Raw genomic sequence first — 23,327 nt, 5'->3', positions numbered from 1 at the left:
TGGTCAGCAGGTCGCCAGACCAGCGCGGAGCCCGATCTGCGCCGTCCAGCCCAGCACCTGCGCCGCCCGGTCCGACGAGGCGGTCACGTGCCTGACGTCACCGATCCGGAACTCTCCGGTCACGACCGGTGCGGGCCCGTCGAGAGTGTCCGCCAGCGCCTGCGCCAGTCCGCCGACGGTGGTCACGGTCCCGGAGCCGACATTGAGAGGGACGACGAGCCCCGGGCCGGCGTCTGCCGTGGCGGCCGCGACCACAGCCTGGGCGACGTCGTCCACGTGCACGAAGTCCCGACGCTGGGCACCGTCCTCGAACACCCGCGGCGCCCGTCCCGCGGCGAGCGCCGACCGGAACAAGGACGCCACCCCGGCGTACGGCGTGTTGCGGGGCATCCCAGGTCCGTAGACGTTGTGGAACCGCAGCGCGAACGCGCCACCGGACGTCTCCCGCGCCCAGGCTCCCAGCAGGTGCTCGCCGTGCACTTTCGTCGCGGCGTAGACGTTGCGTGGATCGAGCGGTGCGTCCTCGGTCACCACGGCGGGAACCAGCACGGCGTCGCACCGCGGGCAACGCGGATCGAAGACGCCCACCTCGAGGTCCGCCAGCCGCCGGGGCCCCGGGGCGACGCGGCCGTGCTCCGGGCAGTGATACGCGCCTTCGCCGTACACCACCATCGAGCTGGCGAACACGACGCGACCGACGCCGACGCGGTGCGCCACGCGCAGGACGGTCGCCGTGCCCAGGTCGTTGGCGGAGACGTAGTCGACGATGTCGTCGACGTCGACACCGAGGCCCACCTTCGCTGCCAGGTGCACGACCACGTCCGAGCCCCGGACTGCCGGCAGGAGGGTGTCCTCGTCCCGCACGTCGCCCACCACCAGGCTCGCCCCCGGCACAGCCGTGACCTCTCCCGGTCGGGGGGCCGGCCGCACCAGGTCGAGGACGGTCACGTCGTGTCCATACGCCACGAGCCGCTCGACAGTGGGTCGACCGATGAACCCGGCTCCGCCGGTGACGAGGATGCGCACCCGCCCAGCATGCTCGCGCTCTCTGACTCCGAGCATGACGGGACGCTGACGGATTCCACGGGAGCGCATCCGGGTCGAGGCGGCCCGCTACCGTCGATCGCATGGCAAGCAGCGCGTCGCCCGTCGGCATCATCGGAGGCTCCGGCCTCTACCGTCTCCTCGACGACGCGGAGCAGGTGTCGGTGCGCACGCCGTTCGGCGAACCCAGCGATCCTCCGACCGTCGGCCGCCTCGGGAGCCGGCAGGTCGTGTTCCTCCCACGTCACGGTGCGGACCACCGGTTCCCCCCGCACCGCGTGAACTACCGGGCCAACCTGTGGGCGTTGCGGACGCTCGGGGTGCGGCGCGTCCTGGGCCCGTCCGCAGTGGGCGCCCTGCGTCCCGACCTCGCACCGGGCACGCTGGTCATCCCGGACCAGCTGGTCGACCGCACCTGGGGGCGGGCGTCCACGTTCTATGACGACGTCGGGGCGGTCGTGCACGTCGGGCTCGCGGACCCCTACTGCCCCCAGGGCCGCCAGGCCGTCAGGGCGCTGCCCGACCCAGCGATGCAGGTGGTCGACGGCGGCACGATGATCGTGATCCAGGGCCCACGCTTCTCCACGCGTGCCGAGTCGCGGAGCAACGCCGCGGCCGGCGGCACCATCGTCGGGATGACCGGCATGCCCGAGGCGGCACTCGCCCGAGAACTCGCCCTGTGCTACACCAGCCTCGCCGTGGTGACCGACGCGGACGCCGGGGTCGAGGCGGCAGGCGCAGTGTCGCACCAGGCAGTCCTGGCGGAGTTCGCGCGCAGCGTCGACCGGCTGCGAACACTTCTCGGCCAGCTCGTGGAGGCTCTGCCGCTGGACGACGAGTGCACCTGCCGGCACGCGCTCGACGGCTTGCCGCTGCCCTTCGAGCTCCCCTGACGCGCCGGCCGCCGGCCCATCGGCGCGAACATCGCCGAGCCGAAGCGGGCGAGAGCCAGGATTCCCATGCCGGGCCGTTCCGGGACCAATCTCGGGTCCTTGGGCCCTGGAACCGTCCGGCACGCGCTGCTTGCCTCAGACCAGGAGCTCTGGACGGGAGGCCGGGCCATGGTCGGAACACGTACCACCTCGCCGGCCGGGGGCCTGTCGCACCGAGCCTGGGGGCGCCGGTCCGTGGACCGGATCGACCATAGCGACCTGGCCGAGCTCGTCTCCGACGTCGGCCCTGCGCCGCTGAACGTCGGCGTCGTCGTGCTCCTCGGGGCGGGCGCGACGAGCGACGAGCTCGTGCTCGCCCTCGTCGACCGGCTCGGCCGTGTGCCGCGGCTGCGACAACGACTGGTGACGCCGCCCGTCGTGCTGGGCCGTCCGTACTGGGTGGATGACGACACGTTCGACCCGCAGGCCCATCTCCGTCACCAGGTGTGCGCGGCGGGCGACACCGCCGCGGTGCTCGACGTGGCCGCGACAGCCCTGACGGAGCCGCTGCCACGCACCCGGCCGCTGTGGCGGGTGCATGTGGTCAGCACACCCGACGGCCGACCCGCCGCGCTGGTGCTGGTCGCACATCACGCGGTGACCGACGGCGTCGCCGGCCTGTGGGTGCTGCAGCGGCTGCTCGACGGAGCCGGGCCCGCCGACCTGCCGCCCGCCGACGTGCTGCTGCCGCCGCGCGCGCCGGACCTGCTCCTCGAGAACGGAGCCGCGCTCCGGCGCCGGATCGCCGGGTTGCCTCGGGCGCTCGCACGGCTGTGGCAGGGCGGACTCGAGCTGGGCCCGGGACCGTGGTTCGGCACAGGCGCGCCGCGGACCTCGCTGAACAGGCCGACCGGTCCGCGGCGCCGCATCGCCGCCGTCGACGTCGCCCTGGCGCCGCTGCTGGCGGCCGCGCATCGTCAGGGTTGCTCGTTCAACGACCTCCTGCTCGTGGCGACGACGAGTGCGATGGCGCAGGTGCTGGCCGCGCGGGGCGAGCACCCGGATCGCCTCGTCGCCTCCGTCCCGGTGTCCGGCCACCCCGCAGCTCTCGTCGACGAGCCCGGAAACAGCGTCGGAGCCATGCTCATCCCGGTTCCCCTCACCGGTGCGACGCGCGACCGGGTGGCGGCGGTGGCCCGGTCCACCCGGGCCCGCAAGGTCGCGGCGCGGGGATCGTCCAGCTCCCTGATGGTCCCCGCCTTCCGGATCGCTGGGCGCGCGGGAGCCTTCCACTGGGTCACCGACCGGCAGCGCCTGCTCAACACCTTCGTCTCGAACGTGCGCGGTCCAACGGGGCCGCTCGCCGTCGCGGGCACACCCGTGCTCGAGCTCGTGCCGATCGCGGCGACAGCCGGCAACGTCGGCGTCGCCTTCGCCGCGCTCTCGGCCGCCGGACGGCTCGTCGTCTCCGTGATCACCGATCCCGACGTCGCCCCCGAGACCGACGAGCTCGCGTCGCGCGTGGGGGCCGAGCTGACGGCGATGGCCGACCTGGCGGGTGCGTGACCCGCGAGACGGGACGTTCGGCCCTCCTCCGGCTGGGGGATCAGGCGTTTCGTGGAGGAAGGCGAAGGGCTGGTGGCCAGCATGTTCCAGGTACGCATCCACGGACGGGGCGGACAGGGCGTGGTCACGGCGGCCGAGCTCCTCTCGGTGGCCGCGTTCCGCGCAGGCCGTCACGCGCAGGCGTTCCCCAGCTTCGGCTCGGAGCGCACGGGCGCGCCGGTCGTGTCCTTCTGCCGCATCGCGGACGGGCCGATCCGGTCGCACGACCCGGTCGCCGCACCCGACGCGCTGATCATCCAGGACGTGTCGCTGCTGGGCCGGGTCGACGTGCTCGCCGGGCTGGTCCAGGACGGCTACGTGCTGCTCAACACCGTGCGGACGCCTGCCGAGCTCGGGCTCGGGTCGGCGGCTGCGGCGCTGCCGCGCGGCCACGTGGTGACCGTCCCCGCGTCGGAGCTGGCGATGGAGCACGTCGGCCGCCCGGTGCCCAACGTCCCGCTGCTGGGCGCGTTCGCCGCGCTCACGGGGGTGATCACCCTCGACGGTGTCGTCGCCGCCCTCGAGGAGCGCTTCCCCGGACCGCTCGCGCGGTCCAACGCGGCCGCTGCCGAGGCCGCGTACCGGCGCGTCGTCGAGGAGGCCGCTCATGCTCCGGCAGCTTGAGGGCTCGCGAGCCGTGGCGGCTGCCGTCGCCGCGTGCCGGCCCCAGGTGATCTGCGCCTACCCGATCTCGCCGCAGACGCACATCGTCGAGGAGCTCAGCCGGCTGGTGAAGTCCGGCGAGCTGGTCGGGTGCGAGTACGTGAACGTCGAATCGGAGTTCGCCGCCATGTCCGGGGCGATCGGTGCCAGCGCCGTCGGCGCGCGGTCCTACACGGCGACCTCGAGCCAGGGCCTGCTCTACATGGTCGAGGCCGTGTACAACGCGTCCGGCATGGGCATGCCGATCGTGATGACCGTGGCCAACCGGGCCATCGGGGCGCCCATCAACATCTGGAACGACCATGGCGACACGATGTCCCAGCGCGACTCCGGCTGGATCCAGCTGTATGCGTCGAGCAACCAGGAGGCCGCGGACCTGCACCCGCAGGCGTTCGCGATCGCCGAGGAGCTGTCCGTGCCGGTCATGGTGTGCATGGACGGGTTCGTCCTGACCCATGCCACGGAGGGGATCGACGTGCTCGACGCGCCGGGCGTCGACGCGTTCCTGCCACCGTTCGAGCCGCGCCAGGTCCTCGATCCCGACGAGCCGGTGTCGATCGGGTCGATGGTCGGCCCGGACGCGTTCACCGAGGTGCGCTACCTCGCTCACCTGCGTCAGCTCGATGCTCTGGAGGTGATCCCGCGCGTCGCGGCCGACTTCGCGGACCGGTTCGGGCGGGACTCGGGCGGTCTGCTCCGGCCCTACCGGACCGAGGGCGCCCAGACGGTCGTCGTCGCGCTGGGGTCGGTGTTCGGGACCCTGCAGGACGTGGTCGACGCCGAGCGGGACGAGGGCGTCAGCGTCGGGCTGCTCGGGGTCACCTCGTTCCGGCCGTTCCCGTACGCCGCGATGGCGGCGGCGCTGGCGGGGGCGCGCCGCGTGGTCGTGATCGAGCGGGCGCTCGCCGTCGGGGCGGGCGGGATCGTCTCCGGCGACGTCCGGCTCGCGCTGGCCGGGACCGGGATCGGCCAGCGCACGGTGATCGCGGGGCTGGGCGGCCGACCCGTCACGACGACGTCGCTGCGGGAGCTGCTGGGCCGTGCGGTCCGCGACGAGCTCCCGGAGCTCACGTTCCTCGACCTCGACACCGCGGTCGTCGACCGCGAGCTCGCCCGGCTCCGCCCGAGCCTGAGGGAGGTGCGGTCATGAGCGCCACGCCGGTGAAGTTCTACCAGGTCGGCAGCTTCGCGGTCGGGAACCGGCTGCTCGACCCCGAGCTGCGCAGCGCGCAGTCCGAGCAGGGCCGCGCCAACTCGCTGACGTCGGGACACCGCGCCTGCCAGGGGTGCGGCGAGGCGCTCGGCGCGCGCTACGTGCTGGATGCTGCCATGCGTGCATCGGGTGGCCGGATGGTCACCGTGAATGCGACCGGATGCCTCGAGGTCTTCTCGACGCCGTTCCCCGAGACGTCCTGGCGCGTGGCGTGGTTGCACTCGCTGTTCGGCAACGCCCCCGCGGTCGCGACCGGCGTCGCGGCAGGGCTACGTGCCCTGGGGAAGACGGACGTGCGCGTCGTCGCGCAGGGCGGCGACGGGGCGACGGTCGACATCGGGTTCGCGTGCCTGTCGGGCATGTTCGAGCGCAACGACGACGTGCTCGCGATCTGCTATGACAACGGCGGCTACATGAACACCGGGGTGCAGCGCTCGGGTGCCACGCCGCCCGCCGCCCGCACCATGACCACGCAGGCCGTCGGTGACCACCCCGGCAACGTCTTCGGCCAGGGCAAGGACGTGCCGCGCATCGCGATGGCGCACGAGATCCCGTATGTCGCGGCGGCCACCGTCGCGGACCTGCGCGACCTCGAGGCGAAGGTCGAGAAGGCCATGGGGATGCACGGCGCGCGCTACCTGCACGTGCTGGTCCCGTGCCCGCTCGGCTGGGCGTCAGCGGCCAAGGACACCGTGCGGATCGCGCGGCTGGCCACCGAGAGCGGCTACTTCCCGGTCTTCGAGGCCGAACGCGGCGAGGTCACGTCGGTGCGGCCGATCCGGCACCGCGTCCCCGTCGAGGAGTACCTCGCGCTGCAGGGCCGGTACGCGCACCTGTTCTCACCGGTGCGGCGCGACGACGTGATCGACCGCCTGCAGGCGATCGCCGACCGGAACATCGCCCGTTACGGGCTGCTGGAGGAGGTGCACTCGTGACCAAGCCGTTCGCCATCACGCTCGACGTCGGTTCGAGCCTGGCCAACCACACGGGAGCCTGGCGCCAGGAGCGACCGGTCTACGTGGACCTCACGCCGCCGTGCGCGCACGCCTGCCCCGCCATGGAGGACCCGCAGAAGTGGCTGTACGCCGCTGAGGACGGCTCGTACGAGCAGGCCTGGCGCACGCTCGTCGAGGCCAACCCGTTCCCCGCGATCATGGGACGTGTCTGCTACCACCCGTGCGAGACGGCCTGCAACCGCAGCTTCCTCGACGAGGCGGTCGGCATCAACGCGGTCGAGCGGTTCCTCGGCGACCACGCCATCGAGCAGGGCTGGACGCTTCCCGTCCCCGCGGTGACGACCGGTCGCCGTGTCCTCGTCGTCGGCGCCGGGCCGACCGGGCTGTCCGCCGCGTACCAGCTGCGCCGGCTGGGTCACGAGGTCACCGTCCGTGACTCCTCGCCGAAGCCGGGCGGGATGATGCGCTACGGCATACCCGCGTACCGGCTGCCGCGGGACGTGCTCGACGCGGAGATCGCCCGGATCATCGACCTGGGCATCACTCTCGAGCTCGGCCGGCGGGTGGACGACGTCCTGGCCGCCATGGCGGAGGGGTTCGACGCCGTGTTCCTCGCGGTCGGCGCGCAGATCGGCAAGCGCGCGTACGTGCCCGCCGGCGAGGCGGCGCGGATCGTCGACGCCGTCTCGATGCTGCACGACGTCGCGCAGGCTGAGCCGCCGATGCTCGGCCGCCGGGTGGTGGTCTACGGCGGCGGGAACACCGCGGTCGACGCCGCGCGGACCGCGAAGCGCCTCGGTGCGACCGACTCGATCATCGTCTACCGGCGCACCCGCGACCGGATGCCCGCGCACGACTCGGAGATGGCCGAGGCGCTCGAGGAGGGCGTCGTCGTGAAGTGGCTGTCCACCGTCGCGCACGCGGACGCCGGGCACCTCCGGGTCGAACGCATGGAGCTCGACGACAGCGGCTTCCCCCAGCCGACAGGAGAGTTCGAGGACCTCGAGGCCGACTCCCTGGTCCTCGCACTGGGCCAGGAGAGCGACCTGTCGCTCGTCGACGGTGTCGCGGACCTCGCGCTCAGCGACGGGTCGGTCCAGGTGGACTCCACCTTCATGACCGGCCACCCGGGCATCTTCGCCGGCGGGGACGTGGTGCCCGCCCAGCGGACGGTGACTGTCGGCGTCGGGCACGGGGCGCGCGCCGCCCGAGCGATCGATGCGTGGCTGCGCAGAGCTGCGGCGGTGGAGCCGACCGAGGCCCCGCTGGCGGAGTACTCCTCCCTGAACACCTGGTACTACGCCGACGCCCCGCACGCTGTCCGCCCGCGTCTGGAGGCAGCCCGGCGCACCTCCGGGTTCGAGGAGGTCGTCCAAGGGCTCGACGCCGAGACCGCCGCGTACGAGGCGCGCCGTTGCATGTCCTGCGGCAACTGCTTCGAGTGCGACAACTGCTACGGCGTCTGCCCGGACAACGCGGTGATCAAGCTCGGCCCTGGCATGCGGTTCGCGATCGACTACGACTACTGCAAGGGCTGCGGGATCTGCGTGGCGGAGTGCCCGTCCGGCTCGATCCTGATGGTTCCCGAGCCGCGGTAGGGGGAGCTCACCCACCGGCCATCGCGAGACCGACCAGTCCGGCGACGGCGAGGATCACTCCCGGGTAGTACCGCGCCGGCGGCCGCGTGCCGTCCAGCCAGCGCGCGAACGGGATGGCGACCAGCGGTGCCATGGCCGCGACGGACTGCGCGATCCCTGGCTGCAGGGTCTGCAGTGCCCAGACCAGGGCAGTGACTCCGAGCACGGGCCCGACGAGCGCGTTCGCGCTGACCCAGAACCAGGGTCGATCGGGTAGGGCCGTCCCGAGCCGACCGAGGTCCGAGTGCACGTCGAGCACCACCGCGTCGGGGTGCCGCCTGGACGCGCCGCGACGCTTCCGGAGCAGACCCACGATGCCCAGCGCGACGAGCGTGACGGCCGCGCCGCCGGTGAGGCGGTCGAAGGAGGCCGACGAGACGACGTCCAGCCGCGCCGCCACGGACCTGGTGTCACCGGCGGCGACCTGTGCCCCTTGGATGGCGAGGAGAGCCTGCCTGCTGATCACCGCGCTCACCGCCTGGGCGAACGCGGCCAGCACGGCGAGCGCGACGCCGGAGCGCAGGCGGGACGGCGCCGTCGCCGTGCGGACGTAGGGGAGCAGGCCGAGCGCGACTCCCACGAGGATCAGCCCTGCGAAGGCGACCTGCGCCGCGCTCAGCCGGTCGTCGAGCCAGATCCAGGCCAGCGCCCCCGCAGTGACGGCAGCGATCGTCTCGACGAGCATCGACGCCAGTGGTGCGCCCAGCGCCGGCAGCGCGCGGAACAACGCCATCCCGCCGATGCCGAAGCCGATGGCTCCAGCGGCGGCGAACGCCGCGTACCGGTCGCCGACTCCGCGACCCAGCGCGAACGCGAGCACGGCCATCACGACCAGCGCGACGCCGATCCGTCCGAGGTTCGCCCGGAGGGGACCGATCAGTCGGACCGCCCGTCGGGCGCAGACCGGGGCCAGGCCGAAACAGACGGCCGTCGTCAGTGCGGCCAGCAGGCCGCCCGTCATGGTGATCGCTGGTCGTCCGTCGGCCCGACCCGGACGGCGACCTCGTCGCGCAGGGTCCGGTCGCGTGCCCGCACCGCGGCGACGGTCTCGGCGGCACGGTCACCGTCGAGGTCACCGACGGCGTCGTCGTCCACGAGCATGGCCGGCGCCCGGTCGCACTGGCCGATGCAGTGCACCCACTCCACCGTCACCGCGCCGTCGTCGGTGGTTCCGCCCATCGGCACGCCCAGCTCGCGCTCGAGCCGCGCACCGATGTCGTCCGCCCCCGCCATCGCGCAGCTCAGCGTGCGGCACAGGCGCACGACGTGCCGTCCTCGTCGACCTGCGAGGAACCGGTAGAAGGTCACGACACCGAGCACGTCGACGGGCGGGACGCCGAACCGGTCGGCGACCACCTGGACGGCCAGGTCGCTGATCTCCCCGTGGCGGCGCTGGACCTCCTGGAGCACGGGAAGGAGCGCACCGCGGTCGCGACCGTGCTCAGCGACGAGGCTGTCAACCTCGGCTGCGACGGCGGGGTCGGCCTCAGGGGGCAGGTTCAGCACCCGGCTCACCTCCCACCGGCAGGTACGTCCCGCGTGCGGTGTACGTGGTGTGCAGCAGGCGGCGGCTGGTGGGTCCGCACGGACCGTCCACGAGCACGTCGCGGTAGAGCCTCTGCAGAGCCAGGTTCTCGTGGCTCTTGCGGGTGCGGCCGGTGGCGCCATAGTGCTCGTCCTCCGCGTAGAAGGCGCGGGCCCGGGCCGCGCGGACCGCAGGCGTCACCGGGACGGGTTGCCCCCCACCACCCAGGCAGCCGCCGGGGCAGGCCATGAACTCGATGAAGTGGCAGCTCGCGAACAGGCCGCCGGCCCGGATGTCCTCCATGACCCGGTGCGCGTTGGCGGTGCCGTGCGCGACGGCGACGCGGAGGGTGACGCCCCGGAGCCACTCGAGGTCCGGCAGGAGCCCGGTGAGGATCGGTGGCACCGGGCCGACCCGATCGAACGTGACCTCGGCGTAGCGCACACCGTCGAACCCGCGCACGGGCGCCAGGTCGGCGTGGGTGAGGTACTCCTCGCCCGGCTGCCCTGTCACCCACTCGACGACGGTGCGCAGCGCGGACTCCATCACGCCACCGGTCACGCCGAAGATCACCCCGGAGCCCGTGGCGGTGCCGAACGGGTCGTCGAAGTCGCTGGGTGCCAGGTCGGTCAGCGCGATCCCGCGACCACGGACCATCCGGGCGAGCTCTCGGGTGGTCAGCGCGACGTCGACGTCCGGCCGCCCGTCGTGCGTCAGCTCGGGCCGGGCCGCCTCGAACTTCTTCGCGGTGCACGGCATGAGCGAGACGGAGACGACGTCGGCCGGGTCCAGGCCGTGCGCCGGGGCGTACCAGGTCTTGAGGAGGGAGCCGAACATCTGCTGCGGGCTGCGGCAGCTGGACAGGTTGGCGAGGTACTCGGGGTACCGCAGCTCGAGGTCCTTCACCCAGCCGGGGCTGCAGGACGTGAACTGCGGCAGGGCGACCGCGGTGTCGCCCTGGACGAGCGCCCGGTACAGCCGCAGGAGGAGCTCGGTGCCCTCCTCGATCACGGTGAGGTCCGCGGCGAAGGTCGTGTCGAAGACGCGCTCGAAGCCCAGCATGCGCAGCGCGGTGTTGAGCTGCCAGGTGACCGCCGTCCCGGCGGGCAGGCCGAACTCCTCCCCGATCGCGGCGCGCGGTGCCGGCGCGGTCTGGATGACGACGTGCTTGGTGGGGTCCGCGAGCGCGGCGAGCACGTCGGCGGTGCCGTCCACCGCCTGCAGTGCGCCGGTGGGGCAGTGGCTCACGCACTGCCCGCAGTCGATGCAGCTCACCTGCGACAGCGGCAGCCCCCCGTAGGTGGACACCTGGGTCGACGGTCCGCGGCCCACGACCCCCAGCACGCCGATGCCCTGCACCTCGGCACAGGCACGCACGCACCGCAGGCAGCCGATGCAGGCGTTCAGGTCCACGGCGACGGACGGTCCGAGGAGGTCGACCAGCCGGCCGGGCTCGGGCGCGGGGCAGTCGAGTCCGCCGGCCCCCACCTCGGCGGCCAGGTCGTGCAGCTCGCACCGGCCGTAGCGCAGGCACGCGGGGCAGTCACCGGCCTGCTCGGCGAGCAAGAGGTCGACGACGTCGCGACGCGCCTGTGTCACGCGCAGGCTGCCGGTCCTGACCGCGACCCCGTCGGTCACGGGGTACGTGCACGCTGCCTGCAGGCCGCGCTGCCCGGCCACCTCGACGACGCACACACGGCACACGCCCGCGTCGCGCAGGTCCGGGTGGTGGCAGAGGGTCGGGATACGGATTCCCGCGCTGTCCGCGGCGTCCAGGATCGTGACACCGGCGGGCACGTCGATCCTCGTCCCGTCCACGGTGACCGAGACCGTCGTGCTCGTCCCCGCCCCAGGCGAGGGGGCGTTCCGAGCCGGGACGGGCACGTCACTCACCCCCTCCGGCCGGCACGAGCTGGGCCGGGAGCCCGGGGGAGGCGGGCACGCGCATGTCCTGCGGGAAGTGCTCGAGCAGGGACAGGAAGACGTCGGGACTCGACTGACCCAGCCCGCACAGGGAGGTGACCTGCATGGTCCCGGCGAGCCGCACCAGGCGCTCGAGGTGCTCCGGGGTGCACCGCCCCTCCCGCAGCCGGCGGATGCCGTCGAGGATCGTCACGGTGCCGATCCGGCAAGGGGCGCACTGCCCGCAGGACTCGTCGGCGAAGAACTCCATGATGTTCTCGGCGACGTCGAGAAGGACCCGGTCCGGCCCGATGACGATGAACGCCCCACCGGTGCTGACGTCCTCGAACGAGATCGTCCGGCCGAAGAGGCTGGCCGGGACGCACTGCCCCGCCGCTCCGCCGACGACGACGGCGCGCGCGTCCGTACCCCCCGCCGCGGCGAGCACGTCCGCGATCGGGACACCGAGAGGGAACTCGTACACGCCGGGTCGGGCGACGTCACCGGAGACGCTGAGCAGCTTGGGCCCGGTGGACCGATCGGTACCGACGGCTGAGAACCAGTCGGCACCCTTGGCGAGGATCGCGGTCACCCACGCGAAGGTCTCGACGTTGTCGACGACGGTCGGAGCGCCGTGCAGACCGGACGTCACGGGGTACGGCGGGCGGCTGCGCGGCTGGCCCCGGCGCCCCTCGAGGCTCTCCAGGAGGGCCGTCTCCTCGCCGCACACGTAGGCGCCGGACCCCAGCTGCAGCCGGATCTCGAAGTCGAACCCCGGTCGGACGCCGTTCCCGAGCAGGCCGGCGGCGCGGCGGGCACCGATGCGCTCGACGAGCCCGTCGCGCAGGTAGCAGTACTCACCGCGCAGGTAGACGACCCCCTCCGTCGCGCCGATCGCGTAGCCGGCGATGGTCATTCCCTCCAGGACCAGGTCGGGAAGGTCCGCGAGGAGAACCCTGTCCTTGAACGTCCCCGGCTCGCCCTCGTCGGCGTTGCACACGACGTAGCGGCGTCCGTCCGGTGCCGGGGAGTCAGCGGCCAGGCGCCACTTGCGACCGGTGGGGAAGCCGGCGCCACCGCGCCCCCGGATGCCCGACCGGTCCACGACGTCCACGACGTCGGTCGGAGACTGCGCGAGTGCGCGCTGCAGGCCCGTCCCGGTCTCGATGGAGGCCAGTGTCATCGGCGTACGCACACTCATGGGAGCCATCTCCCTGTCTCTGACCGAGTGCTGTCTCGATCCTATGGACGCCGTCCCGTCGACCGCCCGGGTCTTTGGACCCGACCTGGCCCGCTTCTGGGTTCGACATGGGCCCGCCATGGTCACGACGACCACCGTCAGCGCGAGAAGGAGCGACTGCACGCGCAGGACCCGGGTTCGGCGCTCCGCGGGGACGCCTGCGCTGAGCACCGGGACCACCCGCACGACCATGACCGGTCATCACCCCGGGGGTTCCGCGCGGGCGGACTCGACCGACCCGTCCGACAGTCCGTCGTGGGACTCGTCACCGTCCGCCATGGTGATCCGCCTGGCCCGACGGTGGGACCGGGGACTCGCGGGCGGATCGGACCCGGCGTCCCACCGGAAGCGGCGAAGCGCGAACAGACTTGCCCCGATCGTCCAGAGCAGCAGCATCCCCACGTGGTCCCACCCGAGCGCCGCGCCGGTCGGCGCCCACGCCTCGGCGAGGCTGTTCTGCAGGTGCTTGAGCGGGAACAGGTCACCCACGCGCTCCATCCACGCCGGCACGTCGCCGACGAAGACGTCGGAGAAGAACGCCAGCGGGAGCAGCACGACGAGCCGCCGCCCCTCCGGGACCCTGGCGGCTGCCTCATCGCGCCGATCTGGGGGCAGGTCGTTGTCTGTGGCGGCGCGCGCCGGAAGCGTGGCCACATGGGGCAGCATGCCCGTCTGCGCGAGGCCGGCGACCCCGCAACCGGTCCGCCGGTCGCCGCCCGGATGGCCCGCGCCCTGCACACCGTCCCGCCGCAACGTGAGAGCGCTCAGGTCCGGGCCCCGATCAGCAACGCCGCGATGGCCCGCGCACTCGCGACCACCGAGGTGCAGGCACGCCTCGCCGTCAGCCACGTCGACGACCCGCAGGAACGCGAAGCGGAGAGGTTCGCCGCGAGAGTCGTCGCCGGCGGGGCGATCTCCCGTGGCGCAGCGCTGGGCGGGTTTGTTCGATCAGCGGCGGCCACCGCCGAGGGCACGCGGGGGGCGGCGCGACGGGCGAACGTCGCCCCCGCCCGGTCGGCGCATCCGGTCGCCACCGCGACGCGGCCTGTTGCGCGGGAGGACAGGCCGGGCGGCCCCGAGTCGGCTGGTGGCGCCGGCCCGGGGCTCGAGTCGGTCGGTGCCGGCCCGGAGATGTCCGCGTCGCTCGAGTCGTTCATCACCGGGATCAGCGGAGGTGAACCGCTTGCCGAGGCGCTGCGGGAGCGGATCGAGCCGGTGCTCGGCGCCGACCTGTCGAACGTCCGGGTGCACACGGACGACGCCTCGGCAGCTGCCGCGGCCCAGATCCACGCGCGCGCGTTCACCTACGGCAAGGACATCTTCGTGGGGCCGGGGGAGTCGCCGGCCGACCTCGCGTTGATGGCGCACGAGTCGACGCATGTGGTGCAGCAGGGCGCGGTCGAGGTGTACCGCCTGTTCGACTTCGTCGGCGACGCCGCCAAGGAGGCGGTAGCCGACCTGGCCCAGGAGATCCCCGGGTACGACCTGCTCTCCCAGGTTGCCGGTCAGGATCTGATCACCGGGCGCGCGGTGCAGACCAGCCGCGCGGAGTTCGTCGGCGCGTTGCTGTCGAACGGGCCGTTCGCCGGCGCCGTCGGACCGATCCTGAAGTCGCTGGATGCGCTCGACCAGATCTTCGACCTGATCAGCAGCCGGCTCGCCGAGCACAACCTGTCGCTGGACCGGATCCTCGGCGACATGGCGGCCGCCTGGGCGGAGATGGACTTCACCAGCCTGCCCAGCACCAACGTCGCGATCGCCGAGCGCTACATCGCCCGGTTGCTGTCCGACGTCACGGCGTTCGTCGCGGCGATCGTGAACGACGTCATCGAGGCGGTCAAGGCCGCGGCGAAGAAGTTCGCCCAGCCGCTGGTCGAGAAGCCGCCGATCCAGCCGTACTGGGACCTCGGCGTCAAGGTCTTCCACTACAACCCGCTCACCGGTGAGAGCGTCAACGCGCCGACGGTGGACATCCTGCGCGACCTGCTGCGCCTGCTCGGCAAGGAGCAGGTCATGCAGCAGATGGACGAGCGCGGCACCCTGGCGGAGACCGCCAAGTGGCTCGACGAGCAGTTCGCCACGTTCCGCGGTCTGCAGAGCCAGGCCGAGCAGCTGATTCGCGATGTCATCGACGCGATCTCGCCGGACAACATCGGCAGTCTGATCGACAACCTGACGTCGTTGGCCGACCGCGCCTACAACCTGCTGCTGGAGTTCAAGGCCTTCGCCGAGACGGTCATCGGCAAGATCCTCGAGCTGGTCAAGAAGGCGTTGCTCGGCTGGCTGTCCGAGCACGCGCACAAGCTGCCCGGCTTCCATCTGCTCACCGTGATGCTGGAGCGTAACCCGTTCACCGACGAGAAGGTCGACCGCAACGCCACCAACCTGATCAAGGGCTTCATCACTCTGCTCCCGAACGGCGAGACGGTCTTCGACCAGCTCGCCGAGTCGGGCACCATCGCGAGCGCGGCCGGCAAGATCGAGGGCGCGATGGGCCGGCTGAACATCACCTGGGACCTGATCACCGGCACGTTCAGAGCGATCTGGGACGGGCTGAAGCTCGAGGACCTGGTCGCGCCGACCACCGCGTTCGACCGGATCGTGGCGCAGTTCGGCGAACCGCTGGGCCGGATCATCGAGTTCGCGACGACCGTCCTCCAGGTCGTCGTGGAGCTGATCCTCAAGCTGATGAACTTCCCGAGCGAGCTGATCGGGAACATCGTCGCCAATGCCATGGCGGCCATCGACGACATCAAACGCGATCCGATCCAGTTCCTGCAGAACGTCGTGCTCGCGCTGAAGCAGGGCTTCATCGGGTTCTTCGACAACATCGGCACCTACCTGCTGCAGGGCCTGACGAACTGGCTGTTCCGCGGCATCCGCGAGCTGGGGATCGAACCACCGCAGGACGTCTCGCTGAAGTCGATCATCACCCTCGTCATCCAGGTGGCCGGCGTCACCGAGGAGGCGCTCTGGGCGAAGCTGGCCAAGCGGATCGGCCAGGAGAAGGTCGACAAGATCCGCCGGGCGATCGAGATGCTCGGACAGGCATGGGCATTCATCAAGGACGTCCAGGGACGTGGGATCGAGGCGGTATGGGAGTTCATCCAGGGGCAGCTGTCGAACCTCTGGGACACGATCCTGAACACCGCCAAGGACTGGATCGTGAAGGAGGTCGTCACGAAGGCCACCACCCGGCTGGCGACGATGCTCGACCCGACGGGAGTGATGGCCGCGGTGAACTCCGCGGTCGTGCTGTTCGACACCATCCGGACGGTGATGGAGTACATCAACGAGATCCTGGCCATCGTCGACCGCTACGTCGCCACCATCGCCGCGGTCGCCAAGGGCAACATCGGCCCCGGTGCCGCGATGATCGAGAGTGGTCTGGCCTCAGCGATTCCCGTGGCGCTGGGGTTCATCGCGAACCTGCTGCACCTGGACGACGTGCCGGACAAGATCCGCGAGATCATCGTCGGCCTGCGGGAGCTCATCGACCAGGCGCTGGAGTGGCTGTTCGACCAGGCGATGGCGCTGGGCCAGGCGGCGCTCGACGCCCTGGTCGGAGAGGGCGGCCAAGGTGCCGCCGTCGATCCGCTCGTCGTCAACGAGACACTGACCGGCGCCACAGCGGGACATCGCCTCACGGTGGACGACGAGAGCTCCGGCGACCTGATGGTGCACAGCGACCCGATCACTCCGCTGGACGAGGTGCACGTGCAGGAGCAGGCTCTGCGTGCCGCGGGTCAACGTCTGAAGACCGCCTATCTCGCGCACCGGACGATCCTCCAGGCGCTCGCCGGTTCACCGCCTTCGTCCGAGCAGGCCACCCAGCTGCAGCAGCACGCTGCAACCGTTGCCGCGGCGAAGGAAGAGATCAAGGGCATCGCCGCACGTCAGGCGCTCGTCGCCCCGCTGTCCGGCGAAGCGCTCTTTGCCAAGGCGATGGCGCTGCTGACCGACCTGCACGCCACGATCGTCGAGCCGGTACTGCGAGACACCCTCGCCCAGATGGAGGCTGCCGGCACGACGGGCCTGGTCGATGCGGTGCGTGTCGCCTACGACGCGATCACCAACCCGGTAGCCATCGCCGACGTGCTGGTCGAGATCGAGCAGGAGTCCGCTGCTCCCGACGGTTCGCCGCTGGAACCGATCGAGCTGGAGATCGTCGTGCCGGGTACCGGGCCGGGTCCGAACGGGACGATCAAGCTCGCCCTTGGTGGCAGCCCGGAAGAGCGGTTCCTGGCCGCGCTGCTGAGGATGAACCAAGACCGTGAGCGCCGCGATACCGGGAACGAGAAGGCCTTGGTCAAGGTGCTCCTCACCCGGAAGAAGGGCAAGCGGATCATCAACTTCAACACCAAGGAGTTCTTCCAGGAGGTGGCGACCCATGGATGGCCGTTCCTGGATGTGGCGATCGTCAACGTGCCAGGGGCCTCGGAGCACGGCGCGACCACGCACCTGATCCAGGACCTCGTCGTCGACAAGGCGATGCAGAAGATCGGGTGGTCCGCTGCTCGGCTTCGGCAGTCGATCACGGGAAGCATCTGGGAATCGCTGTACGACCAGATGGCCGGCTTCGAGGGCACCACAGAGCAGATGAACGACCCGAACAGGGTCTGGCCGGTGCTGCGCGAGATCGTCGGCGACCTCGACCGCGCGTTGGCCGGTGTGAACAGCGCCTGGCATGCACAGCAGGCCGCGCCGCCAGGAACCGCGCCCTGACGTCGATCGGGCGACGCTCACGAGCCGCAGGTTCCCGGTCTGGGTTCGTCCGCGGGGCTGTGGCTCGGCGGGAGTAGATTCGACGAACGCAGGCTGAGTCCTTGGCACTCCCTGCAACGGTCTTCCACACGGCAGACGGGGACGGTCGCATGGGCGCCGAACAGATGCCTGGTCCGACGCGATCGTGCGAACGCCTGAGGGGCCGGCCATGAAGCTGCTGGCAGCGTGCGCGCTCGGTGACACGCCGTCGCCTCAGCTCGGTGCGAGCGGCGGGTGGGACGAGATCGCGGTGAGCGGCCCCTCCGACACGTCCTACCTCGCCGCGGACGTGGACGGTGCAAGCCGTCGAGAAGCATGGGACGCCGCGTACGAGCTGATCAGCCAGGACCAGGTGTCGTGGGCCGGCGTCGAGGGAATCGTGTCACCGGGGCACCCTCTTGCCGAGCAGGCCGTCGGCGTGACTCCGTCCCCGCGGGACCCGGCGTGGGCGCGCGAGCGCATGCGGCAGCCGGAGGCGCTCACACTTCTTCCAGCCCGGCCCGATCGGGTCGTCATCGGGCATCCGGATACGGGATGGGCGCGGCATCGCCAGCTCCCCACGGGTTCGCTGGACCTGGCGCGCGCTCGGAACGCCTTCACCGGTGGGATCGACGCGGAAGACCCGGTGGAGTCGATCGACCCTTTCGACGGTCACGGCACGGGCACGGCATCGCTCCTGGTCAGCAGCCCGGACGACCACGACCTGATTCGCCCGCGGACACGGGATCCCGTCCTCGGGTACGGCGGCTCCGACTCCGTGGTGCCGGTGAGGTGCGCGACCAACGTGGTCCAGTTCTCCACGGTCGCGCTTGTGTGGTCCATCAACTACCTGACGTCCCTCGGCGTCGACGTCATCTCCATCAGCCTGGGCGGGCTCCCGTCGCCGGCTCTGCATGCCGCACTGCGTCGGGCGGTGGAGCGCAACGTCGTCGTCGTCGCCGCTGGCGGGCAGAGGTTCCCCGTCGTGCCCTACCCGGCGGCCTACACCGAATGCATCGCGGTCGCCGCATCGGCGCCCGATGATCGCCCGTGGGGGCCGACCACGGCGTCTCGCTCCATCGACATCAGCGCTCCGGGCCACCTGGTGGCCGTGGCCGATTTTGCGCCCCCCGGGATCACCGAGATCACGAAAGCCGGGTCGGGGACGTCGTACGCTGCGCCGGCTGTCGCGGCGGCCGCCGCGCTGTGGATCGCCAGGTGGGGTCGTTCGACGCTCCTCGACAGGTACCGGGATGCGCAGCCGTTGCAGCTCGTGTTCAGGGAGCTCCTCCAGAAGACCGCGCGCGCTCCTGAGGAGCTGAGAGCAACCACGCACGGCGACGCCGACCCTTTGGTCGCACCCACGTCGTGGCGCACGGATCGGTACGGCGCGGGCATCGTCGACATGGCGGCGCTCCTCAGTGCACCGCTGCCCGCTCCTGTTCCTCGACGCCCGGCCCCGCCGATCTCCCCGCAGCAACACGATCTCGCCGCGCTCGGGCACACGCTCGGGGTGAGTCCGGAGGTCGCCGCGCTGACGCTCGACCAGGCGACGACCCTGCCGCACGCCCAGCGTCCTGTCAGCGCAGCCGAGACCGTCGACATCCTGTTCAGCCTCCCCGCGGACACGCTGAGCGCCATCCGACGGGACGCGACCCAGCTGCACATCGACGGGGCGCGGGCACACGCCAGCGGAGGGGGAGGCGGTCGCAGCGAGCTCGCCGGCTTCTTGGCGGAGTCGCTCAAGCCGATCCTCGACGCGAAGGGGTCCGCGAGTCTTCAACGCTCTCTCGCGTAGCGGGACAGCCCGTCAGCGGACGGCTGCACCGCCGTGACCCGACGACTACTGTCACGAGGATGGGCGACGCAGGGCTCACGGTCGACGGTTACCGGATCGAACCGCTCGGTCCGCAGACCTGGGACGCGTATGCGGATCTGGCGGAGCGGCACAACGGTGTCTGGGGCGGGTGCTGGTGCACCCACTTCCACCTCTACCCCGACCCCGTCGACGAGCGCCGGGAGATCGGCAACCGCGAGTTCAAGCGGCAGCTCGTCCTGGCCGGTCGCACCCACGCGGCGGTCGTGTTCGACGACGACGTCGCAGTCGCCTGGGCGCAGTTCGGTCCGGTCGAGGAGCTGCCGAACATCCAGCACCGCAAGGAGTGGGAGAAGTGTGTCCAGCGCCGGCCGGACTTCCGGATCACCTGCCTGTTCGTGGACCGTCGCTACCGTCGTCAGGGGATGGCGTCGGTCGCTGTGCGGGGCGCGCTCGCGCTGATCGCCGACGCGGGGGGTGGTCTGGTGGAGTCGTACCCGCACGACCTGCCGCCCGGCAAGAAGACCTCCGCGTCCTTCCTCTACAACGCGACGCGGACCATGTACGAGCAGCTCGGGTTCGACTACCAGCGGCCCAAGGGCCAGGGCAACTGCGTCATGACCACCGAGGTGCCCGCCCGCCAGCCCTGACCGGTCGGACCCTGCTTCGCGGGGCAGCTCGAGCAGATCAGCGCGGTCACTAGACTCCCTCCATGCCCGGCCTGCAGCACGCCGTCACCATCGCGGCGCCGCCCGAGCGTGTCTGGGCGGTGGTCGTCGACGTCGAGCGCTGGCCCGAGCGCATCCCGACGGTCGACACCGTGGAGCGTCTGGACGCCGGACCGCTGGCTGTGGGCTCCCGAACCCGGTTGCAGCAGCCGCGGCTGTCCCCAGCGGTGTGGACGGTGACCGAGCTGAGTGACGGGTCGTCGTACACCTGGGAGTCGAGCTCGCCCGGCGTCACGGTCACCGCCTCGCACGTCGTCGAGCCGCATCCCGACGGGAGCCGGCTGACCCTTGCACTGACGGTCTCCGGTCCGATGTCGGGGATCGGCTGGCTGATGACGCGGTCACTGACCAGGCGGTACGTCGAGACCGAGGCCGCCTCGATCAAGCGCGCAGCGGAGACCCCGACCACGTAGCTCGCGGCGGGTCGGCCAGGAGCTGCTGAGCCGACCGTGCCACGCTGACCGTCTCGGGAGGTGGTCTCAGGGTGGCCGGTGCATTCGCGTGGGGGCTTCTGGCGGCGAGCTCGCTGGTGATCGGCGGCGTCCTCGCGCTGGTGTTCCGCACCAGCCGGCGCCTCATCGGCCTCGTCATGGGGTTCGGTGCCGGTGTCCTGATCAGCGCGGTGGCATTCGATCTCGTCGAAGAGGCGAGCAACCAGGGAGGCGGCCAGGCTGCGCTCATCGGTGGACTGTTCGCCGGCTGCCTCGTCTTCTTCGGCGGCGACCTGCTGATCGACAGGTTCGGCGGAGGAGCCCGCAAGGACGCCGGCGGAGCCCAGCAGAGCGGCTCGCCGCTGGCGATCGTGCTCGGGACGGTGCTGGACGGGATCCCGGAGTCCATGGTCATCGGCCTGACGATCTTCCACGGCGGCGAGGTGGGTCTGGCCTACCTGATCGCGGTGTTCATCTCGAACCTGCCCGAGGCGATCGGCTCGACGACCGGCCTGGTGTCGGCGGGTTGGCGCCGGTCGCGCATCGTATGGATGTGGGTCGCGATCGCCGTCGTGTCCGGGCTCGCGTCGGCGGCGGGGTACTCCATCTTCCAGACGTCGTCGCCCGGAGCGGTCGCGTTCGTGCTCACCTTCGCCGCCGGAGCGATCCTGACGATGCTGGCCGACACGATGATGCCCGAGGCGTTCGAGGAGGGCGGTCGGTGGGTCGGGGTCGCCACCACGCTGGGCTTCGCGGTCGCCTACACCGTCCACCTTCTCGAGTGAGACGCAGGGTCAGGCGGGCACGACCACGTCGCCGGAACGGTGCAGCTTGTGCCAGGGCAGACGCGCCCCGGCGACGGCGCTGGCGATGGACTGGATGACGACCAGGTAGATCAGCTGGCGGTAGAACACCTGCTGGAGCGGCAGGCTCCACAGTGGCTTGAGGCTCTCGCGGTCGAGCCGGAGCGCGTACGCGGTGGTGGCCAGCTGGAGCAGGGCGAAGACCACCCACACCGTCAGCACCGACCGGGCGTTGCCGGTGAGGAGCCCGTAGAGGGCGAACAGGTCGATCGCGGGGGCCAGCAACGGCAGGAGCACCTGGAAGAGCAGCATGTAGGGGATCCCGACCAGGCCGAGCCGGCGCCCGCCGCTGGTCGAGTCGCGCACGGCGTGGCGGTGCTTCCAGATGCACTGCATGGTCCCGTAGCTCCAGCGGTACCGCTGGCGCCACAGGTCGTTCACGCTGCTCGGCGCCTCGGTCCAGGCACGGGCGCGCTCCTCGTGGACCACGCGGTAGCCGGCCCGCAGGATGCCCATCGTGATGTCGGTGTCCTCGGCGAGGGTCTCGGAGCTGAGCCCGCCCGCCGACTCGACGGCCTGACGACGGAACGCACCCGCCGCGCCGGGCACGGTGGTGATGCAGCCGAGCAGGTCCTGCAGGCGGCGGTCGAGGTTGAAGCCGCTGACGTACTCGAGGTGCTGCCAGCGTCCGAGCAGACCGGTCCGGTTGCCCACCTTGGTGTTGCCGCTCACCGCACCGACCGCGGGGTCGCGCAACGGCTGGACCAGCAGGCGGATGGTGTCCGGCTCGAACACGGTGTCGCCGTCCAGCATGACCAGGACGTCGTGCGACGCCTCTCGGGTGCCGGTCCGCAGGGCGGCGGCCTTGCCGGCGTTCGGCTGCCGGACCAGTCGGACGCCCGGGAGCCCGAGCCGCTCGACGACGTCGCCGGTGCCGTCGGTGGACCCGTCGTCGATGACCACGACCTCGAGCTCGGGATAGTCGGACGCGACCAGCGAGCGCACCGCCCGCTCGATCCCGACGGCCTCGTTGTAGGCGGGGACCAGCACCGTCACGGGCGGCAGCCACTGCTCGCCCGCGACCCGACGGGCGGACACCCGGACGTGCCGCGGCGCGAGGCCGACGACCAGGACGGTCCGCAGGAGGGACAGGATGCCGAACCCGAGCACCGCCCAGCTCACCGCCGTCACCAGCCAGCCGGACGCGCGCACCGCCACGTCGAGCACCTGCCCCTGCAGGGCAGGGATCGCCTCGGCGGGACGGGTCGCCCCGGCCGTCAGGCCGATCCCCTCCGAGATCGTCGTGAAGCGGTAGCCGGCGTCGCGGTACCGCTCGATCAGGGCGGGGAGTGCCGCGATCGTCTCGGACCGGTCGCCGCCGCCGTCGTGCAGCAGGACGACCTGACCCTCGGTCCCGGTAGGGGAGCCGGCGGCGACGATCTGCTCGACGCCGGGCCGGCTCCAGTCCTTGGTGTCCCGGTCGGCGAGGACGACGAGGTAGCCGGCGTCGGCCGCGCGCTGGACGGCCGTCAGCTCGGCGGCGTCGAGGTCCTGGGGTGACGACGAGTACGGCGGCCGCAGGAGCGAGGTGCTGATCCCCGCTCCGCCCGCGAGGCCCAGCTGCCCGAGGGAGAGCTCGAGGTTGGCCCGCCACGCGGGCACCGTCGACAGGTCGGCGTGCGACCACGTGTGCTCGCCCAGCTCGTGTCCGGCGGCGACCACCTCGCGGAGCAGCTCGGGCTCCTCGACCGCGTGCGAGCCGACGACGAAGAACGTGGCCGGGACGTTCTCGCGGGCGAGGATGTCGAGGATCTGCGGGGTCCAGCGCGGGTCCGGGCCGTCGTCGAACGTCAGCGCGACGGTCCGTTCCGGGAGCGACACCCCGGCGAGACCGCCGTCGTCGGCGACGAGGACCGGCCCGCCGGACGGCGTCGCGACGGCGACACGCTCTCCGGGCGTCGCCGTGCCCGCCCGCCACACGCTCGAGGAGATCGTCTGAAGGCCGAGCGCGAGCAGCAGCGCGGCGAGCACCGCCACCAGCAGCACCCAGTGCGCGAGGGCCGGGCGGCGGGTCACGTACTGGACGTGGGCCCGGCGCCGGCGAGGGCGTGCGGGCGTCGAGGACATGCTCACGCTCTGGTCCAGCACG

The 23,327-nt window shown here is 71.8% G+C and carries 18 protein-coding genes; 11 read left to right on the top strand and 7 right to left on the bottom strand.

The window, feature by feature from the left end:
- Positions 1-3 precede the first annotated feature (3 nt).
- Entirely contained in the window at positions 4-1,026 is a 1,023-nt protein-coding gene (locus tag J2X26_RS14680) for an NAD-dependent epimerase/dehydratase family protein (protein ID WP_307493408.1), read from the bottom strand.
- Positions 1,027-1,127: 101 nt separating this feature from the next.
- On the opposite strand from J2X26_RS14680, the gene J2X26_RS14675 reads away from it, so the two are divergent.
- The 6 genes from J2X26_RS14675 to J2X26_RS14650 all read left to right on the top strand — a co-directional run bounded on the left by J2X26_RS14675 (position 1,128) and on the right by J2X26_RS14650 (position 7,951).
- Positions 1,128-1,937 carry an S-methyl-5'-thioadenosine phosphorylase gene (locus tag J2X26_RS14675; protein WP_307493406.1) on the top strand — a complete coding sequence of 270 codons (810 nt, stop codon included), beginning with the start codon at positions 1,128-1,130 and terminating at the stop codon, positions 1,935-1,937.
- A gap of 168 nt (positions 1,938-2,105) precedes the next feature.
- Positions 2,106-3,482, top strand: coding sequence for a wax ester/triacylglycerol synthase domain-containing protein (locus tag J2X26_RS14670; RefSeq protein WP_307493404.1), 1,377 nt, complete (start codon positions 2,106-2,108; stop codon positions 3,480-3,482).
- A gap of 81 nt (positions 3,483-3,563) precedes the next feature.
- On the top strand, positions 3,564-4,145 hold the full coding sequence (locus tag J2X26_RS14665; RefSeq protein ID WP_307493754.1) for a 2-oxoacid:acceptor oxidoreductase family protein: 582 nt from the start codon (positions 3,564-3,566) through the stop codon (positions 4,143-4,145).
- Complete coding sequence (locus tag J2X26_RS14660; protein ID WP_307493402.1) at positions 4,129-5,334, top strand: hypothetical protein; 1,206 nt, start codon at positions 4,129-4,131, stop codon at positions 5,332-5,334. The genes J2X26_RS14665 and J2X26_RS14660 overlap by 17 nt, the downstream gene beginning before the upstream one ends.
- Positions 5,331-6,332 (top strand): thiamine pyrophosphate-dependent enzyme, encoded by a 1,002-nt coding sequence (locus J2X26_RS14655; protein WP_307493400.1) that lies wholly within the window; start codon positions 5,331-5,333, stop codon positions 6,330-6,332. Before J2X26_RS14660 ends, J2X26_RS14655 begins: the two co-directional genes overlap by 4 nt.
- Entirely contained in the window at positions 6,329-7,951 is a 1,623-nt protein-coding gene (locus J2X26_RS14650) for an NAD(P)-binding protein (RefSeq protein ID WP_307493398.1), read from the top strand. The genes J2X26_RS14655 and J2X26_RS14650 overlap by 4 nt, the downstream gene beginning before the upstream one ends.
- Positions 7,952-7,958: 7 nt before the next feature.
- Here J2X26_RS14650 and J2X26_RS14645 read toward each other — a convergent pair whose 3' ends face one another.
- The 5 genes from J2X26_RS14645 to J2X26_RS14625 form a co-directional block, all read right to left on the bottom strand.
- Positions 7,959-8,951: a solute carrier family 35 transporter gene (locus J2X26_RS14645; protein WP_307493396.1), complete on the bottom strand. Its 993-nt coding sequence runs from the start codon at positions 8,949-8,951 to the stop codon at positions 7,959-7,961.
- On the bottom strand, positions 8,948-9,496 hold the full coding sequence (locus tag J2X26_RS14640) for an NADH-quinone oxidoreductase subunit NuoE family protein (protein ID WP_307493394.1): 549 nt from the start codon (positions 9,494-9,496) through the stop codon (positions 8,948-8,950). Before J2X26_RS14640 ends, J2X26_RS14645 begins: the two co-directional genes overlap by 4 nt.
- A complete protein-coding gene (locus tag J2X26_RS14635; protein WP_307493392.1) occupies positions 9,477-11,399 on the bottom strand; it encodes a [FeFe] hydrogenase, group A in 1,923 nt (640 codons plus the stop codon). Before J2X26_RS14635 ends, J2X26_RS14640 begins: the two co-directional genes overlap by 20 nt.
- Before the next feature lies 1 nt (position 11,400).
- Positions 11,401-12,600 (bottom strand): complex I 51 kDa subunit family protein, encoded by a 1,200-nt coding sequence (locus tag J2X26_RS14630; protein WP_307493390.1) that lies wholly within the window; start codon positions 12,598-12,600, stop codon positions 11,401-11,403.
- A 258-nt stretch (positions 12,601-12,858) separates the two neighbouring features.
- Positions 12,859-13,311, bottom strand: a complete 453-nt coding sequence (locus J2X26_RS14625) for an ABC transporter permease (RefSeq protein ID WP_307493388.1) — start codon at positions 13,309-13,311, stop codon at positions 12,859-12,861.
- Between J2X26_RS14625 and J2X26_RS14620 the strand changes: the two genes are divergently transcribed.
- From J2X26_RS14620 to J2X26_RS14600, 5 genes are all read left to right on the top strand, one after another.
- The gene (locus J2X26_RS14620) at positions 13,312-17,382 is read left to right on the top strand and encodes an eCIS core domain-containing protein (protein WP_307493386.1); all 4,071 of its coding nucleotides are present in this window, start codon (positions 13,312-13,314) and stop codon (positions 17,380-17,382) included.
- 208 nt (positions 17,383-17,590) lie between these two features.
- A complete protein-coding gene (locus J2X26_RS14615) occupies positions 17,591-19,198 on the top strand; it encodes a S8/S53 family peptidase (protein WP_307493385.1) in 1,608 nt (535 codons plus the stop codon).
- Between the two features lie 59 nt (positions 19,199-19,257).
- A complete protein-coding gene (locus J2X26_RS14610) occupies positions 19,258-19,866 on the top strand; it encodes a GNAT family N-acetyltransferase (RefSeq protein WP_307493383.1) in 609 nt (202 codons plus the stop codon).
- Positions 19,867-19,928: 62 nt separating this feature from the next.
- On the top strand, positions 19,929-20,357 hold the full coding sequence (locus J2X26_RS14605; RefSeq protein ID WP_307493381.1) for an SRPBCC family protein: 429 nt from the start codon (positions 19,929-19,931) through the stop codon (positions 20,355-20,357).
- 71 nt (positions 20,358-20,428) lie between these two features.
- A complete protein-coding gene (locus tag J2X26_RS14600; RefSeq protein WP_307493379.1) occupies positions 20,429-21,160 on the top strand; it encodes a ZIP family metal transporter in 732 nt (243 codons plus the stop codon).
- Positions 21,161-21,169: 9 nt separating this feature from the next.
- Here the strand turns inward: J2X26_RS14600 and J2X26_RS14595 are convergent, their stop codons facing one another.
- On the bottom strand, positions 21,170-23,305 hold the full coding sequence (locus J2X26_RS14595) for a bifunctional polysaccharide deacetylase/glycosyltransferase family 2 protein (protein ID WP_307493753.1): 2,136 nt from the start codon (positions 23,303-23,305) through the stop codon (positions 21,170-21,172).
- Positions 23,306-23,327 lie beyond the last annotated feature (22 nt).

The sequence above is a fragment of the Cellulomonas humilata genome, from assembly GCF_030814415.1.
Taxonomy (GTDB): Bacteria; Actinomycetota; Actinomycetes; order Actinomycetales; family Cellulomonadaceae; genus Cellulomonas; species Cellulomonas humilata_A.
This window is presented reverse-complemented; position numbering and strand designations above follow the sequence as displayed.